This is a genomic window from Yonghaparkia sp. Soil809, assembly GCF_001429705.1.
Classification (GTDB): Bacteria; Actinomycetota; Actinomycetes; order Actinomycetales; family Microbacteriaceae; genus Microcella.
The window spans coordinates 394,897-412,118 of record NZ_LMSV01000002.1; the positions used below are offsets into that span (position 1 = coordinate 394,897).

Here is a 17,222-nt window from a genome sequence, read left to right on the forward strand (position 1 = left end):
CGCTGATGCGCCGCCTCCTGCACGCTCGGCGCTCGAGCATCATCACCGCGACGAGCTCGGCGGTCGTCGCGGCGGTCATCGCGACGATCGCGATCATCTCGCCCGGCTTCGAGGTCCAGCGCCTGGACCTCAACGACGGATCGGTCTGGATCGCCAACGGCGAGCAGCGCTCCGTCGGGCGGGCGAACCTGCAGATCCCGGCCCTCGACACGGTCGTCGAGTCGGAGGGGGCCGACCTGCGGCTCGTGCAGTCGGCCGCCGACGTGGTCGTCGTCGACCGCGCCAACGCCACCGCCGAGATCATCGACGCGGCGCGCGCGGAGGTCGTCGAGAGCGTCCCGCTGCCTCCCGACGATCCGTCGCTCGCGATCGACGGCGAGACCGCGGTCGTCCACAGCGCCGGCTCGGGCGAGACCTGGATCCTGCCCCGGCTGCTCCTCGGCGACTTCGACGCCGCGTCGAGCGCACCGCTCGTCTTCGGCGAGGGCTCGGCGATCGCGATCGATGATCGCTACGGCGTGGTGGCGGTGTCGCCCGCGAGCGGCGAGGTGCTCCGCATCGACCCCGACCGCCCGGATGCCGTCGAGGGGCGCTGGCCCCTCGACCTCGAGCCGGACGCCGCGGTTCAGGTCTCGATCGCCTCCGATCGCTGGGTCGTGCTCGAGACCGCGAGCCGCCTGCTGCACACGCAGAGCGGCGTCATCGACCTCAGCGCGATCCTGCCGGCGGGCTCGGAGCCCCTCCTCGCGGCCCCGGACGCGGCGGCGGCTTCCGCGCTCATCGCGCATCGCGGCGGTCTGCTCGCCGTCCCGCTCGACGGCGGGGACCCGCGGGCGCTCGTGGAGGGGCGCGATGGAGCGCCCGCCCAGCCCGTCGCGGTCGGCGACTGCGTGCTCGCCGCATGGAGCGACGGCGGCGCGTGGAGGGACTGCGCGGGCGAGCCCGAACTGCTCGACCTGACCGGAGTCGCTCCCGGCGCCGAGCTCGAGCTCTCGGTGCGCGACGAGAGGGTCGTGCTCAACGATCGGCTCTCGGGCGCCGCGTGGGCCGTGCAGACCGACGGCGCGCTCATCGACAACTGGGACGAGCTGCTCCGCGAGGAGGAGGACGAGCAGGAGGCCGAGCTCGACCAGCTCGACACGCCCCCCGAGATCGAGCTCGCCCAGCAGCCGCCCGTGGCCGTCGACGACGAGCTCGGCGCCCGGCCCGGGAGGTCGACCTCGCTGCCCGTCCTCCTCAACGACACCGATCCGAACGGCGACGCGCTCCTGATCAGTCAGGTCGATGCGCTCGATCCGGAGGTCGGCCGGCTCGACATCGTCGGCGAGGGGCAGCTCGTCCAGCTCGCGCTCGCACCCGCCGCCCGCGGAGAGGTGGTGTTCGCCTACACGATCACCGACGGCCGCGGCGGGGCCGCGACCGCGACGGTCCGCGTGCGGATCCGGGAGCAGTTCGAGAACGGCCCGCCCGCGCAGGTGCGCCCCTCCAAGACCCTCGTCGCGGAGGGCGGCAGCGTCACCTCGAGCGTGCTGGGTGACTGGATCGACCCCGACGGCGACCCGCTCTACCTCGCCGATGCCACCATGGCCGCCCCCGACCGGGCGACGTTCCGCCCCGACGGACGCGTGACGGTGCAGGAGCTCGGCGGCGCCGGGAGCCTCCGACCCGTCGCCCTGACCGTCTCCGACGGCACCGCGACCGCGGCCGGGACCCTCTCGGTCACCGTGCAGCCGAGCGGGCAGACGCCGATCATCGCCGACCCCTTCGTCGTGCTCGCCTACGCCGGCCAGGAGGTTCGGATCGAGCCGCTCACGCACGTCCGGGGCGGCACGGGGCCGATCCGGCTGAGCGCCGTGCCCGACAAGCCCGGCGCCACGATCACGCCCAGTCTGGATCGCGGCATCGTCCGGTTCGTGAGCGAGGAGGTGCGAACGCACTACCTCGAGTACGTCGTGACCGACGGCGAGCAGACCGCGACGGGCGTCGTCCGCGTCGAGGTCGCCGCTCCGCCGGCGGCGGGCACCGCTCCGATCACGATCCCGAAGACGGCCTTCGTGCGCACGCTCAGCAGTGCGACCGTCGCCGTGGCGACGACCGACATCGACCCGGGCGGGGGCGTGCTCGTGGTGACCGGCATCACCGACGTCCCGGCCGAGAGCGGGATCCGCGCGGAGATCCTCGAGCAGCGCGATGTCCGCGTCACCCTCACCCGTCCGCTCTCCGGGCCGACCGGCATCGAGTACGTCATCAGCAACGGCGCCGCGCAGGCGACCGGGACGATCACCGTCATCGAGATCCCGCCCCTGGAGCGCGTCCAGCCGCCGATCGCCCGGGACGACTCGATCATCGTGCGCGTCGGCGACGCCGTCACCATCCCCGTCCTGGAGAACGACGAGCACCCCGACGACGAGCCCATCACCCTCGCCCCCGACCTCCCGCTCGGGCTCGAAGGAGACTCCGGACTGCTCTTCGTCTCGGGCGACGCCCTGCGCTACCTCGCGCCCGATGCGCCGGGAGAGTTCACGGCCGTCTACGAGGTCCTCGGGCCGCTCGGCCTCGAGCGCGCCCAGGCGACCGTCCGGATCAGCGTCCGGGAGGTCGACGAGTCGACCAACACCCCTCCCGTGCCGCGCACTCTCACCGCGCGCGTGATCGCCGGGGAGACCGTGCGCATCCGGATCCCCGTCGAGGGGATGGACCCGGATGGCGACTCCGTGCAGCTCATCGGGCAGGAGACCGCGCCCGAGAAGGGCACGGTCGTCGAGACGGGGCAGGACTACCTCGAGTACGAGGCCGGGGTCTACAGCTCCGGGACCGACTCCTTCCGCTACACGGTCGTCGATGCGATCGGAGCCCGCGCGACGGGCGAGATCCGCGTGGGGATCAGCCAGCGGCTCGAGGGCGCGCGGAATCCCGTCGCCAATGACGACCAGGTGACGGTGCGGACGGGCGTGAGCGTGCTCGTGCCCGTCCTCGAGAACGACACCGACCCCGACGGGTCCCCCCTCCAGGTGGTCGCCGTCGAGTCCACCGACGCCGAGGCCGAGGCCGAGGTCGTCGACGGCGAGTACGTGCGCATCACCCCGCCCGAGATCGAGGGCCGATACGGATTCGTCTACGCCATCGAGAACGGGCTGGGCGGGGCATCCCAGGCCTTCGTCTCGGTCGTCGTCCGCGAAGACGCCCCGCTGACGCCCCCGGTCGCGCGGGACACGGTGCTCCAGCTCTCCGACATCCTCGACGTCGACACCGTCGACGTCGACGTGCTCGCCCAGGTGTTCTTCGCCGAGGGCGAGGTGGAGGACCTCGGACTCGAGCTCGTCGAGGGCTACGAGGGCGGCGCGCGGATCCTGTCCAACGGGCGCGTGCGCATCGAGGTCGACGACCAGCGCCAGATCATTCCTTTCGTCGTGCGGCACCCGGTCGACCCCTCCGTCCGCGCCTACGCGTTCATCTGGGTGCCGGGCACGGACGATGCCTTCCCGCAGCTCGATCGGCGCGCGCCGCGCGTCCAGGTCGTGAGCGAGGAGACCGTCACGATCGACATCAACGACTACGTGCTCGCCGTCGGCGATGACGGCGTGCGGCTCACCGACAGCGCGACCGTGCGGGCGACCAACGCGAACGGCGACGAGCTCGTCGTCGACGACGACACGCTGCGCTTCACCTCCGAGGACCTCTACTTCGGCCCCGCCTCGATCTCGTTCGAGGTCACCGACGGCACGAGCGCGCAGGATCCGCAGGGGCGCGTGTCGACCATCGTGCTGCCGATCACGGTCACCCCGCGCGAGAACCAGCCGCCCGTGCTCCTCGGCGCCTCGCTCGAGATGGAGCCGGGCCAGGAGCGCGAGATCGACCTCGTCCGCGTCACCTCCTACCCCTACCCCGACGACGTCGACGAGCTCGCCTACGCGATCACCGGCGGCCCGAGCTCGGGGCTGAGCGCCCGCGTGGAGGGCCAGCGGCTCATCCTGCGCGTCGACGACGCGGCCGCGAAGGGCACGACGAGCGCGGTGTCGCTCTCGGTGCGCGACGACGTCGTCGAGGGCACCGCAGGGCGCGTCCAGGTGCTCGTCGTGCCCTCCACGCGTCCGCTCGCCCGCCCGGCGGACGATGTCGCGATCGCCCCGCGCGGCGAGAGCACCGTCGTCGACGTGCTCGCGAACGACCTGGCGGGCAACCCCTTCCCCGAGCAGCCGCTGCGCGTCGTCGCGATCCGCGGCATCGACGGCGCCGGGGTCCCCGACGGCGTGTCGGTCGCACCGACCGAGGGCGGCCAGAGCCTCCGGGTGACGGTGGCCGAGGGGGCGGCGCCCGCGGACACGGCGATCCAGTACCAGGTGGCGGATGCGACCGACGATCCCGATCGCTACGTCTGGGCGAGCGTGCGCATCTCCGTCCAGGACGTGCCCGACCCCGTCACCGACCTGCGCGTGCAGGCGTACGGCGACCGCTCGCTCGACATCGCGTGGGCGCCGGGGAGCGCCAACAACGCGCCGATCGAGGGCTTCCGGGCGACCGTCGCGCGCGCCGGCGACGGCTCCGTCTTCCAGACCGTCGAGTGCGGGTTCTCGCCGTGCACCGTCCCGACCCCCGGGAACGGGCCGGACAACCGCGTGCGCATCTCGATCGTCGCGATCAACGCGCAGGGCGAGTCCGAGCCCGCCTCGCTACCGGACCCGGTGTGGTCCGACCTCGTCCCGCCCGCCCCGGCGATCGTCGGAATCGAGCCGCTCGACCGCGGCCTGCGCATCGGCTGGAGCAAGCCGGCGCAGGACGCCTCGGCGTCGCCCATCCGCTCGTACCGCGTCGTCGTCGGCCCCGTCGTCCGCCAGCTCACCGTCGGCGCCGATGACGCCGCCGGCACCGTCTACTGGCTCAACGTCGTCGACGCCTCGCTTGAGAACGGCACCTCGTACGCGGTCTCGGTCAGCGCGCGCAACGACTCCTTCGACCCGCTGACGGTGTGGAACAGCTCCTCGGGCTCGGGCACCCCGGCCGGCCCGCCGATCCTCGTCGGCGCCCCCAGCGCGACCGGATCCACGACCGGCACGGGGGCCGCGGACCACAGCGTGAGCGTGTCGTGGGCGGGCGTATTCACCCCCAACGGGCGCTCCATCCAGAGCCACTACGTCTGGATCAGCGACTCCGGCACCGCTCCCGAGTGCACCGTCACCGGCGTGGAGGAGGGCGCCCGATCGCACACACCGCCGCCCGGAGTGCGCACGGTGAGCGGCGAGACGACCTCGCTGACCATCGGGGGTCTCTCCGCCGACGTGCAGTACCGCGTCGTCGTGTACGCCTACAACGGTCAGGGATGCACCGCGAGCGCCGAAGTGAGGGCGACCCCGCGAGCCACCCCGGGCACGGTGACGAGCATCGTCGCGAGCGCACCGCAGGCCAACGGCGAAGGGCGATGGGATGCGGTGCTCCAGTCGGCCGCGACCTCCTCGGGCGCTGCGGAGCTCGTGCGCTACCGGCTCATCGTCGACGGCGCCGCCGTCACGGACTCGGCCCTCGTGTCGATGCCGACGGTGCTCACGACCCCGGACGGCGCGCACTACGGTCGCGGCCTCCAGGTGCAGGTTCAGGCCTGCGAGCAGAACGAGACCCTCCTGTGCGGCGGATGGTCGGAGCCGTTCCCGATCGACACCGCGATCCTCATCGACGCGCGCCCCGTCTTCACCGAGACCGCCCCCGCTCCCGCGGAGCGCGAGGTGACGATCGACTGGACTCCCGTCACCGGCACCGCGTACGACGCCGTCGAGACCGCGTGCCTCGGCGGGGAGCTCCTCTCCGAGGACCAGGTCGCGGGCACCTGCACCCTCCGGATGGGCCCGGCCGGGACGCCGCAGCTCAGCATCACCGTGACCGAGGCCGGGGTCGCCTACACGAGAACCTACGAGCCGTGAGGCAGGCTGGGAGCCGAACGGGCATCCGTCGACGAGAGGCAGCACCGCAATGACCATGACCCCCGACCAGGCGCGCTGGTTCGCCGACATCGCCGGCCGCATCGTGGCCAACGTCGAGCAGGTCCTCCTCGGCAAGAGCTACGTGATCCGCCTGAGCCTCACGGCGATGCTGAGCGAGGGGCACCTGCTGCTGGAGGACGTGCCCGGCACGGGCAAGACCTCGCTCGCCCGCGCGCTCGCGCAGAGCATCCGCGGCACCACGACGCGCGTGCAGTTCACTCCCGACCTGCTGCCCGGCGACATCACGGGCATCACCGTCTACGACCAGCGCTCGGGCGAGTTCTCCTTCCACAGGGGGCCGGTCTTCGCGACGATCGTGCTCGCCGACGAGATCAACCGCGCCTCGCCGAAGACGCAGTCGGCGCTCTTGGAGGTCATGGAGGAGGGGCACGTCACCGTCGACGGCGTCGAGCACGAGGTCGAGGCCCCGTTCCTCGTCATCGCTACCCAGAACCCCATCGAGCAGGCCGGCACCTACCGCCTGCCCGAGGCGCAGCTCGACCGCTTCCTCATGAAGACCGCGATCGGATACCCGGATCACTCCGCGACCGTGCGCATCCTCGACGGGGCGGGCGGCCCCCGAGCCTCGAAGCTCGAGCCCGTCGTCGGCCTCGACGTCGTCCGCGACCTCATCGGCGCGGCCCGCACGGTGCACGTCGACCCCGTCATCACCGACTACGTCGCCCGGCTCGTGGAGGCGACGCGCGCGCACGAGGACGTCCGGCTCGGCGCGAGCGTGCGCGGGGCTCTCGCGCTCGTGCGCTGCGCGAAGACGTACGCCGCGGTCGAGGGGCGTCACTACGTCATCCCCGATGACGTGAAGGCGCTCGTCGAGCCGGTGCTCGGGCACCGGCTCATCCTCGACCCCGAGGCGGAGTTCGACGGCGTGACCGCGTCCTCCGTCATGGGGCAGGTGCTGCTCGAGACCCCGCCGCCGAGCGATCGGGTCGCCGTGTGACCTCACGCACCGTCGAGCACTCCAGGCGCACCGCGACGCGCGGCCGCACCGAGGAGCGCGCGCACCGCGGCGTGGAGGAGGGAACTCTCACCTCAACGGTGACGACCGCGCGCACGCGCATCGTCGGCACGCGGACCGGCGTGACGGCGGATGCCCTGGTCGCCGCCGTCCGCATCGCTCGCGCCCTGGGCGCGGGCCTCGATCGCGTGCGCCGCGCCGCCTCGGCGGTCGTCACGCCCGTCGGGTGGACCCTCGCCGCGATCGCCCCGCTCGCGCTCCTCGCCGGGTACCTGTGGGGCTGGCGCGAGCTCGTCGTCATCGGCGTGGCGGCGGCCGCTCTCGCCCTCGTGGCCCTGCTGTACCTGATCGGTCGCACGCCGCTCGTCGTCGAGCTCGTGACGCCCCCGAGCCGCATCGCGGTCGGCGATGCCGCCCTCGCCCGGCTCGCGGTCACGAACTCCTCGCGCCGACGCGCCTTCGGGGTGTCCCTCGACGTGCCGGTCGGGCAGGGGATCGTGCCGGTGGCCCTCCCCGGCCTCGCGCACGGCGCCCGGCTCGACCGCGACATCCCCGTGCCCACGACGCGCCGCGGCCGTCTCGTCCTCGGTCCGGTCCGCACCGTGCGGGCGGACCCGATCGGCCTCGTGCGACGCGAGGTGACCTTCACCGAGCCCGTCGAGATCATCGTCCACCCGCGCACGATCGACATCCCGTCGACCTCCAGCGGGCTCGTGCGCGATCTGGAGGGCCAGCCCACGCGCGACCTGACGCCGAGCGATCTCGCCTTCCACGCGCTGCGCGAGTACACGCCGGGTGACGATCGGCGGCACATCCACTGGAAGTCGACGGCGAAGACGGGGACCTTCATGGTGCGCCAGTTCGAGGAGACCCGGCGCAGCCACCTCGTCGTCGCGCTCAGCATCGCGAGCATCGACTTCGCTTCCGACGCCGAGTTCGAGCTCGCGGTGAGCGTCGCGGGAAGCCTGGGCGCCCGCGCTATCCGCGACGCGCGCGAGGTCTCGGTCGTCGTCTCCGAGCTCACGCCCGAGTTCGCCAAGCGCACCGTCGTCGCGACGCGCGACCTCTCCACGATCGCCCCGCACCGCCTGCTCGACGATCTCGCCCTCGTCGACCTCAGTCCCGCGGCGCTCGGCGTCGTCGACGTCAGCCGACTCGCCGGCGGCAGCGCGCGCGGCGTCTCGGTCGCCTTCCTCGTCATCGGCTCGAGCGTGCGACCGGCGCGGCTGCGCACGGCGGCGGCGGCCTTCCCGCCCTCGGTCGAGGTCGTCGCGATCCAGTGCGACCCCGAGCACGTGCCGGGCCGCAGGCGCCTCAGCGGGCTGAGCGTCGTCACGATCGGCTCGCTCGCCGACCTGCGCCGCGCGATGCGGGGGGCCGAGCAGTGGTGAGCGGTCGGCCCTCGCGCTCCGCGGTGACGTCGCGTCCCGGCGGAGGGCGAACGCCTCGGCCCCGGCCGGCACCCCGCGCCGCGCCGCCCCGCTCCGCGATCCTCGCCTCCGCGATCGTCTTCACCCTCCTCGCCTGGGCGCTCGTCGCCGTCGCGCTCTGGCCCGTGTACCGGGCCGCGCCGTACGTTCTCCTCGCGGTCATCGCGATCGCCGCGGGCACCGCGATCGCGGCAGCCGGTGCTCTGTTGCGCTGGCCGGCGTGGGGCGGCATCCTCGCCTCCGTCGCGGTGCTCACGATCGTCGGCGTGCCTCTCGCCGTGCCGGGGCGCACCGTGTACGGCATCCTGCCGGAGCCCGCGGGGCTCCTCGAACTGGCCTCGGGGATCGTACTGGGCTGGCGCCAGCTCCTGACGATCGATCTGCCCGTCGGGTCGTACCAGGCCCTCCTCGTGCCCGCCCTCGTGCTCCTCTACGTCGGCCCGCTGCTCACGGCGTCGATCGCTCTGCGGACCCGCCGCCCCGCGCTCGCGACCGCGGTGCCCGCTCTCGGGTTCGTCCTCGCCATCGCGCTCGGTCGCGACGATCGGCCGCTCCCTCTCAGCATCGCGGCAGGGCTCGGAGTCGTCCTCATGCTCTGGATCGCGGTTCTCCGGCGCCATCGCCGGACCGAGTCGCTCCGCGCGGGCGGCGCGGCGAACCCGGTGGATGCCCGCGGCGCCGTCGCCCGCGCGTTCGCCTCCGCGACGGTGCTGCTCCTCATCGCCGTGGGCGCGGGCGTCGCGGCCGCCGACGCGCTCGCCCCGCCCGCGGATCGCGTGGTGCTGCGCTCGATCGTCGAGCGGCCCTTCGATCCGCGCGACCTGCCCAGCCCCCTCGCGGCGTACCGCTCCGCGTTCTCCCTCGACCGGGCATCCACGATCGCTCTGCGGGTCTCGGGCGCGCCGGCGGGCTCGCGCCTGCGCGTCGCCACCCTCGACAGCTACGACGGCGTGGTCTTCGCGGTCGGCAGCTCGGAGGTGGCGGCGGCGTCGGGGCGCTTCGTGCGGATCCCGACGGAGCGCGAGGTCGAGACGCCGGGCGAGCGCGCGACCATCCGGATCGAGCTGCTCGAGAGCACCGGCAGCTGGCTCCCGACGGTCGGCGAGTTCCGCGGAGTGCGCTTCGCGGGCGATGACTCCGCCGACCTGCGCGACCGCGTGCGCCTCAACGCGACGACCGGCACGGCCGTGCTGATCGGCGGCGCCGCACCCGAGACCGTCTACGAGCTCGACGCCGTCGTGGAGGAGGAGCCGAGCATCCGCCTCGCCGACAGCGCGCCCGGCGCCACCGCCGTGCCCGGCATCGCCGCCGTCTCGGAGGACGTCCGGACCTGGCTCGATGGCGTGACAGCGGGCGTCGACGGCGCGGGCGCGCGGCTGCAGGCCGCGCTCGACGCGATCCGCGAGCAGGGCTACATCTCGCACGGGGTGGACCCCGACGAGCCGGCGAGCCGCTCCGGACACTCTCTCGACCGCATCGGCGAGCTCGTCACCCGACGACCGATGGTGGGCGACGCCGAGCAGTACGCCGTGCTCGCCGCGCTCGTCGCCCGCGAGCTCGGCTTCCCGTCGCGCGTCGTGCTCGGCTACGGGCCGCTCGACGGCGAGGAGGCGAGCCTGCGCTCCGACCAGCTCACCGCGTGGATCGAGGTCGACGTCGCGGGGGAGGGCTGGGTACCCATCGACGTCATGCCGCCCGAGCGGGAGATCCCGCCCGCCGAGCCGCAGGAGCCCGTGCCGGTGTCGCGGCCGCAGAACGCCGTTCAGCCTCCCGCCGAGGTGCCGCCCGTAGCCGACGAGCAGGCGCCCCCGGAGATCGAGCCGGGGGAGCGGCCGGACGAGGATCCGCTCCTCGCCCTCCTGCTCGCCATTGCGCGGATCGGCGGCATCGTCCTGCTCGCCATGGCGCTGATCGCGGCGCCGTTCGTGGGCGTCGTCGCGGCGAAGGCGGGGCGCCGGAGGCGGCGACGGCGCGCCGCGGACCCGACCCTGCGGATCCTCGGCGGATGGCGCGAGCTCACGGACGCCGCCGCCGACCACGGCCTCGACATCCCCGTCGGCGCGACCCGGCGCGAGGTCGCGGGGATCATCGGCCAGCCGCAGGCGGGCGTGCTCGCCCGTGTCGCCGATCGGGTCGACTACGCGCCCGAGCCGCCGCAGCCCGGGGAGGCCGACCGGGTCTGGACCGCCGTGGACGCCGTGAGAGCCGGTCTCGATGCGGGCCGCCGCCGCCGCGACCGGTGGCGCGCCGCGCTCTCCGTGCGCTCGCTGCGCCGGTATCCTGGCCGCTCGAGCACCGAGCCGGGGAGGCGAGCGCCGTGATCTGCCAGCACTGCGGTGCCACTCTCCCTCCCATCGCCATGTTCTGCGGCGAATGCGGGCGCTCGGTCGCCGCGCGCGGACCTGTCGTGCCTCCCGTGACGCTGAGCTCGACGGCGATGCCGTTCTCGGCGAGCGAGCCGCTCTCCATCACGCCCGCGACGCCGCCCGAGCCCGACGAGCCGCCGCTCGCCCCGCCGGCCGTCGCGTCCGTCCTGCCGGGCGTCGCCTCCGTCCTGCCGGTCGACGGCGGCCCGCGTCGGGCGGAGGTCGCGCAGGCCGCCCCGAGCGGCTGCTCCCGCTGCGGCACGCGGCCCGAGCCCGGCGACCTGTTCTGCGGCACGTGCGGCGAGGCGCTCGCGCCGGTCCCGATCGTGGGGCAGGAGACGATCGCGAGCCCGGCCGCGGTGAGCCCGGCGTCGGTGAGCGCGACCTCGGCGCCCGTCCCGATGCCAGCGCCCGCGGCCACCCCGGCCCCGGCCACCCCGCCCGCGCCCGCGGTCGCCCCGGCCCCGAGACCGGCCCCGCTCGTGTCGTCGCCGCCCGAGTCCACTCTCGAGCCCGACACCGAGAACACCCGTCTCGTCCCGCGCGGCTCCACCGGAGCCCGTTTCGTCCTCCAGTTCTCCACGGGCGAGAGCTACACGGTCCTCGGCTCCGGCATCATCGGCCGCAACCCGAGCCCCGAGCCCGGCGAGGCGGTCGACCACATCGTGACGATCGTCGACCCGGGTCGCTCCGTGTCGAAGTCGCACCTCGAGTTCGGTCAGGACAACGGGGTGTTCTGGGTCAGCGATCGCCATTCGGGCAACGGCTCTGTCATCCGCGAGCCCGGCTCCGAGCCCCGTTACTGCGAACCCGGGCGCCGGTACCGCGTGGTGCGCGGAACGCGCATCGACATCGGCGAGCAGTTCGTCGTCGTGAGCTGACCGGGGCGCCGCTCCTCCCCAGCGCGGTCGCCCGCCACCTGGCTCCACGAGCTCGTTCCGGCCCGTCCGTCATTCGTGTCGTCCGCGCTTGACTCCGTGCATGACCGCGCTCGTCATGCCCCCGCTCCCCGCCCCGCCGTCGCCCCCTCCGCGTACGCCGTTCCCGGTGATCGCCGTCATCGCCCCGGCGATCGGCGCCGTGGTGATCCTCCTGATCACCGGCTCGGTCTTCGTTCTCGTGTTCGCCGCGCTCAGCCCCCTCATCGCGATCGCGACCGCGCTGGACTCCCGGCGCACCGCCCGTCGTCACGTGCGCGACGAGGCGGCCCGCTTCGATCGCGACTGCAGCGCATGGCTGGCCCGGGTGCCCGAGCTGCACGCCCTCGAGCGTGCGCGCGCCGACGCCGCGCATCCGCCCGTGCACGAGCGCGTCCGCGCCCGCGACCCGGGTGTCACGCCGGAGGCGCCCGTCCGGCTCGGGGTCGCCCCGGCCCCGAGCGCGATCGCGCCGGAGAGGCCGCCGGTGCTGGAGGACGGGCCGACCGCTCAGCGCCTCGCCGACCTCGTCGCGCAGGCCGCGACCCACCCGGCTCTCCCCGTCGTCGTCCCCGCCGGCCCGGTCCGCGTGATCGGTCGGGGGAGGGCCGCGGATTCGATCGCACGACTCGTCGATCTGCATCCCGGCTGCTCGGTCGAGCGCGTTCCCACGGAGGCCGCTCCCGTCCGGTCGGGGGAGTCCGCGTCGGCGTCCGTCGACCTGATCGTGGAATCGCCCACGCGTGCGCGCCTTCGCCTGCCGGATGGCCGCGAGCGCCTCATCCGCCCCGAGGGCGCCACGCGTCGCGAGCACGCCGCGATCGTCGATCGCCGTGCGACGGCGACGCCCGCGCTGCCCGAGTCCCTGCGCTGGGCGGCGCTCGTCGCGCCGGTGGCGTCGCCCGCATCGGAGTCCTCGGGGGCGCCGGCGCTCCGGGCGCCCGGCGTCATCGGGGTCGATGCTGAGGGGCTCGTCGAGCTCGACCTGCTCGGCGACGCCCCGCACGCTCTCGTCGGCGGCACCACGGGCAGCGGCAAGAGCGAGTTCCTCCGCACGGTCGCCCTCGCATGGGCGGCCGGCGGCGCCCCCGCCGAGCGATCGATCCTCCTCGTCGACTTCAAGGGCGGGTCCGCCTTCGCGGAGCTCGCCGCCCTCCCGCACGTGTCGGGCCTGCTCACCGATCTCGACGCGGTCGCCGCCGAGCGCGCGCTCCGCAGCCTGCGCGCGGAGATCCGGCGGCGCGAGACGGCCCTCCTCGAGCACGGGGCGCGGGACATCGGCGAGCTGCCGCCCGCGGCCCTTGCGCGACTGCTCATCCTCGTCGACGAGTACGCCGTCCTCGTCGAGAGCTTCCCCGAGCTGCAGGCCCTCGTGGCCGATCTCGCTGCCCGCGGGCGCTCGCTCGGCATCCATCTCGTCCTCTGCACGCAGCGACCCGGCGGCGTGGTCCGCGATGCGGTCGCCGCGAACTGCGGCATCCGGCTCGCGTTCCGCATGGCCAGCGCGTCCGATGCCGTTGGGCTCCTTCCCGGTCCGCCCCCGCCGGACGGGTCTCCCGCCGGGCGGGCGGTGCTCGCCGTCGCCGGTCGATCGCGCGCCGTCCACATCGCCACGATCGCCCCGGCGGACATCGAGGCGGTCGCCGCTCGATGGGCGGCGGCCCCGCGAGCCGCGCGGCCCTGGCTCCCGCCCCTCCCGGCCCGCGTCACGCGCGCTGAGGCGCGGGCGCTCGACGCGGAGACCGGGGCGCCGAGCGCGCTCGCCGCGCCCGACCCCTGGGCGCCGGTGCCGCAGGGGGATGCGCCCGCCGCCTCGACCCCGCCGCTCCGGCTGGCACTGGGTGCTGTCGATGATCCCGATCGGCAGCGTCGCGTGCGTGGCGAATGGGATCCGCAGCGCGACGGCGCGCTGCTCGTCGTCGGCGCGCGGGGGAGCGGAGCGGCGGAGGCCCTCGCGATGATCGCGCGCAGCGCGGGGGAGGCCCAGTGCGACGTCGTGGTGCTGCCTGCGGGGCTCGCCGACGCGCTCGGCGTGCTCGCGGAGCTCCGCGACGAGCTCGACGGAGCGACCGCGCAGGCCGCCGCCCCTCCTCGCCCGCTCGTGCTCATCGCCTCGGAGATCGACGCGCTCGTCGCCGAGGCGGGCGACCGAGCGCTGGACGTCCTCGACGCGCTCGACGCGATCGATCGCCGGCTCCGCCGACGGGGAGGCTCCCTCGTGGCGAGCTGCTCATCGGTCCTGCGCGCCCGTTCCGGCGTCGTTGGCCGCTTCGACTCGGTCCTCCTGCTCCGGGCCGCCTCGCTCGACGATCATCGTGCCGCCGGTGGCGCACCGGGAGACTTCGATGCCGCGGCCCCGCCCGGTCGCGGACGCTGGCGGGGCCGGGCGGTGCAGCTGATCGAGCCGGAGGGCCCGCCCCCCGGGCCGCGCCTGCCCGAGGTTCCGCTCTGGCGCCCGACCCCGGGGCGTCCGACCGCGGTCGTCTCGCCGCGGCCCGCGGTCACCGCCGATCGCCTGCGCCGCGCGGGAATCGCGGTCGCGACCGATCCCGCCGTGCTGTCCAGTGCGGTCAGCATGCCGCCCTCGGGCTCCACCGAGTCGCCGCATCCGCCGCCGCCGCACCCGCAGCCATCGGATCCGACGTCATCGCGCCTGACGCCGCCGCACCCCGGGTGGATCGTCGTCGCCGACGCCGAGTCGTGGCAGGCCGCATGGGCGGCGCTCGCGCTCGCGCGACGCGAGGGCGACGTGGTGCTCGTCGACGCCGGCGAGAGCGACGCGCGCGCCGTGCTCGGCGCGCGCGCGAGCATCCCCCTCCGCGACGAGGGAGCGCAGGACGAGGTCATCGTGGTCGACGGGCGCCGTCCGATCCGCGCGCGATGGGAGGCGCTGCGCCTCGGGGCCGGTCGCGACGTGTGACCCGGCCAGCCCCGCGCGGGCGGGGCCGGCCGGGTGCGGCTCAGGCGAGCGCGCTCGCGAGCTCGATCGAGTCCAGCCCGTGGGCCGCGCCGACGGGCTCGTTGGTGACGCTGCCGTCGTGCGTGTTGAGCCCCAGGGCGAGGGCGGGGTCGGCGCGGAGCGCGTCGCGCCAGCCACGGTTCGCGATCGCGCGGACGTACGGCATGGTCGCGTTCGTGAGGGCGTGCGTTGAGGTCGACGGCACGGCGCCCGGCATGTTCGCGACGCAGTAGAAGATGCTGTCGTGCACCGTGAAGGTCGGCTCGGCGTGCGTCGTCGGCCGCGAGTCGGCGAAGCAGCCGCCCTGGTCGACGGCGATGTCGACGAGAACGCTGCCCGGCTTCATGCGCGAGACGAGCTCGTTGCTGACGAGCTTCGGCGCCTTCGCCCCGGGGATCAGCACCGACCCGATGAGCATGTCGGCCCGCACCGCGGCGCGCTCGATCTCGTAGCCGTTCGAGGCGATCGTCTGGACCCTGCCGGCGTAGAGCGCGTCGAGCTCACGCAGGCGCTGGATGTTCGTGTCGAGCACGGTGACGCGCGCGCCGAGGCCGACGGCCATCGCCACCGCGTTCGTCCCGGCGACGCCGCCACCGAGGACGACGACGTCCGCGGGGTGGGTGCCCGGGACTCCGGGCACGAGGAGCCCCGGCCCGCCGTTGGGGCGCATCATGGCGTTCGCACCGACGATGGGGGCGAGTCGGCCCGCGACCTCGCTCATGGGGGCGAGGAGGGGGAGCGCGCGCGAGGGCAGCTGGACGGTCTCGTAGGCGATCGCCGTCACGCTCGAGTCGAGCAGCGCCTGCGTGAGCTCCTTCTCCGCGGCGAGGTGCAGGTAGGTGAACATCACCATGCCGGGGCGGAAGTGGGCGTACTCGGAGGCGATCGGCTCCTTGACCTTCAGCAGGAGCTCCGCCTCGCCCCACACGGCGGCGGCGTCGGCGACGATGCGCGCGCCCTGCGCCGCGTACTCGTCGTCGGTGATGGAGGAGCCGAGTCCGGCGCCCGCCTGCACGATGACCTCGTGCCCGTTGGCGACGAGATCGTGCACTCCGGCCGGCGTGATCGCGACCCGGTACTCGTTGTTCTTGACCTCCGCGGGAACCGCGATTCTCATGTTCTCTCTCCTGTGTCGGCGAGCGTCGTCCCGGGTCACATCGCCACGGTGCGCTGCGGCATCAGCGTAGCGTCACGGGGCGATGGATTCCGCACGTTTTTTCGCCCGGATGTGCTGATTTCGTGAAGATTGTGTTTCAGAATGGACGAATCGGGCCGCACATGGTGCGATGCCGGAAGCGGTGTGCCAGTATCGACCCACCGTCACAGAACCCGAGTACACCGTCGTACCTGATTCGCGTTAGGAGCAGCGCCATGCACCGTCCGCTTCCCGAAGACCCGATGATCCGCAGCCTCATCGCACAGGCCAAGCGGGCGCAGATCAGCCGCCGCGCCATGCTGGCCGGCACCGGCGCGGGCGCCACGGCACTGGCTCTCGCAGCGTGCTCGACCGGCTCCGAGGAGGTCTCGCCCGCCGAGGATCAGTCCGAGAGCGACAAGACGCTCAACTGGGCGAACTGGCCGCTCTACATCGACGAGGACGACGACGGCAACTACCCGACGCTCCAGCGCTTCCAGGAGGAGTCGGGCATCGAGGTCAACTACCTCATCGACGTCGACGACAACAACTCCTACTTCGCGAAGGTCCGCGACCAGCTCGCCCTCGGTCAGGACATCGGGGCGGACACGGTCTGCCTGACCGACTGGATGGTCAACCGCTGGATCCAGCTCGGGTACACGCAGGAGCTCAACAAGGACAACATCCCCAACGCGGCCAACCTCGTCGCGAGCCTGCAGGACCCTCAGTTCGACCCGGGCCGCGTGCACTCGCTGCCGTGGCAGGGCGGCTTCGCCGGCATCTGCTACAACACCGACGAGACGGACGAGGTGCGCGCGGTGAGCGACCTCTGGCGACCCGACCTCAAGGGCCGCGTCGGTGTGCTCTCGGAGATGCGCGACACGATCGGCGTCATCATGCTCGAGCAGGGCGTCGACATCTCGGGCGACTTCTCGGCCGACGAGTTCAACGCGGCGCTCGACGTCTTCCGCGAGCAGGTCGAGTCCGGTCAGATCCGCAACGTCCGCGGCAACGCGTACTCGGAGGACCTGGTCAACGGCGACACCCTCGCCGCGATCTGCTGGTCGGGAGACATCACGCTGCTCAACTACGAGGCCGGCTACGAGAAGTGGAAGTTCGTGCTGCCCGAGGGCGGCGCGACGCTCTGGAACGACAACTTCCTCATCCCGATCGGCTCGCCACGCAAGACGAACGCTGAGAAGCTCATCAACTACTACTACGAGCCCGAGGTCGCGGCGGAGGTGGCGCTCTGGGTGAACTACATCACCCCCGTCGAGGGCGCGAAGGAGGCGGCGCTCGCGATCGATCCTGAGGTCGCCGAGAACCAGCTCATCTTCCCGAACGCCGAGACTCTCGCGAACGCGAAGATCTTCCGCGGGCTCACCGCCCAGGAGGAGAACGAGTTCCAGTCGTCGTTCCAGAGCATCCTGCTCGGCTCGTAGTCCGACTCCACCCCACTCATCCGAA

At 73.7% G+C, this 17,222-nt stretch carries 8 protein-coding genes and 1 pseudogene; 8 read left to right on the forward strand and 1 reads right to left on the reverse strand.

Features of this window, described 5'->3' with window-relative positions; genetic code table 11:
* Positions 1-5: 5 nt before the first annotated feature.
* The 7 genes and pseudogenes from ASG83_RS09475 to ASG83_RS09500 all read left to right on the forward strand — a co-directional run bounded on the left by ASG83_RS09475 (position 6) and on the right by ASG83_RS09500 (position 14,581).
* Positions 6-5,912 (forward strand): Ig-like domain-containing protein, encoded by a 5,907-nt coding sequence (locus ASG83_RS09475; RefSeq protein ID WP_055860438.1) that lies wholly within the window; start codon positions 6-8, stop codon positions 5,910-5,912.
* A 49-nt stretch (positions 5,913-5,961) separates the two neighbouring features.
* Complete coding sequence (locus ASG83_RS09480; RefSeq protein WP_055860441.1) at positions 5,962-6,930, forward strand: MoxR family ATPase; 969 nt, start codon at positions 5,962-5,964, stop codon at positions 6,928-6,930.
* Entirely contained in the window at positions 6,927-8,339 is a 1,413-nt protein-coding gene (locus ASG83_RS09485) for a DUF58 domain-containing protein (protein WP_235460157.1), read from the forward strand. The genes ASG83_RS09480 and ASG83_RS09485 overlap by 4 nt, the downstream gene beginning before the upstream one ends.
* Before the next feature lie 23 nt (positions 8,340-8,362).
* Entirely contained in the window at positions 8,363-10,699 is a 2,337-nt protein-coding gene (locus ASG83_RS09490; RefSeq protein ID WP_156711072.1) for a transglutaminase domain-containing protein, read from the forward strand.
* A pseudogene (locus ASG83_RS13460) lies at positions 10,696-10,761 on the forward strand (zinc-ribbon domain-containing protein); the annotation flags it as partial. The gene ASG83_RS09490 and the pseudogene ASG83_RS13460, both read left to right, overlap by 4 nt.
* A gap of 33 nt (positions 10,762-10,794) precedes the next feature.
* Positions 10,795-11,625 (forward strand): FHA domain-containing protein, encoded by an 831-nt coding sequence (locus tag ASG83_RS09495; RefSeq protein WP_156711074.1) that lies wholly within the window; start codon positions 10,795-10,797, stop codon positions 11,623-11,625.
* A gap of 100 nt (positions 11,626-11,725) precedes the next feature.
* Positions 11,726-14,581 carry an FtsK/SpoIIIE domain-containing protein gene (locus ASG83_RS09500; protein ID WP_055860451.1) on the forward strand — a complete coding sequence of 952 codons (2,856 nt, stop codon included), beginning with the start codon at positions 11,726-11,728 and terminating at the stop codon, positions 14,579-14,581.
* Positions 14,582-14,621: 40 nt separating this feature from the next.
* Here the strand turns inward: ASG83_RS09500 and ald are convergent, their stop codons facing one another.
* Positions 14,622-15,737: an alanine dehydrogenase gene (ald, locus tag ASG83_RS09505; RefSeq protein ID WP_055860454.1), complete on the reverse strand. Its 1,116-nt coding sequence runs from the start codon at positions 15,735-15,737 to the stop codon at positions 14,622-14,624.
* Between the two features lie 254 nt (positions 15,738-15,991).
* On the opposite strand from ald, the gene ASG83_RS09510 reads away from it, so the two are divergent.
* Positions 15,992-17,197 carry a PotD/PotF family extracellular solute-binding protein gene (locus ASG83_RS09510; protein WP_055860457.1) on the forward strand — a complete coding sequence of 402 codons (1,206 nt, stop codon included), beginning with the start codon at positions 15,992-15,994 and terminating at the stop codon, positions 17,195-17,197.
* Positions 17,198-17,222: the final 25 nt, after the last annotated feature.

Excerpts from the sequence above, each read along its gene's own strand:
- ASG83_RS09475 (WP_055860438.1), top strand. The coding sequence starts at position 6 with ATGCGCCGCCTCCTGCACGCTCGGCGCTCGAGCATCATCACCGCGACG.
- ASG83_RS09510 (WP_055860457.1), top strand. The coding sequence starts at position 15,992 with ATGCACCGTCCGCTTCCCGAAGACCCGATGATCCGCAGCCTCATCGCA.
- ASG83_RS09500 (WP_055860451.1), top strand. The coding sequence starts at position 11,726 with ATGACCGCGCTCGTCATGCCCCCGCTCCCCGCCCCGCCGTCGCCCCCT.
- ASG83_RS09480 (WP_055860441.1), top strand. The coding sequence starts at position 5,962 with ATGACCATGACCCCCGACCAGGCGCGCTGGTTCGCCGACATCGCCGGC.
- ald (WP_055860454.1), bottom strand. The coding sequence starts at position 15,737 with ATGAGAATCGCGGTTCCCGCGGAGGTCAAGAACAACGAGTACCGGGTC.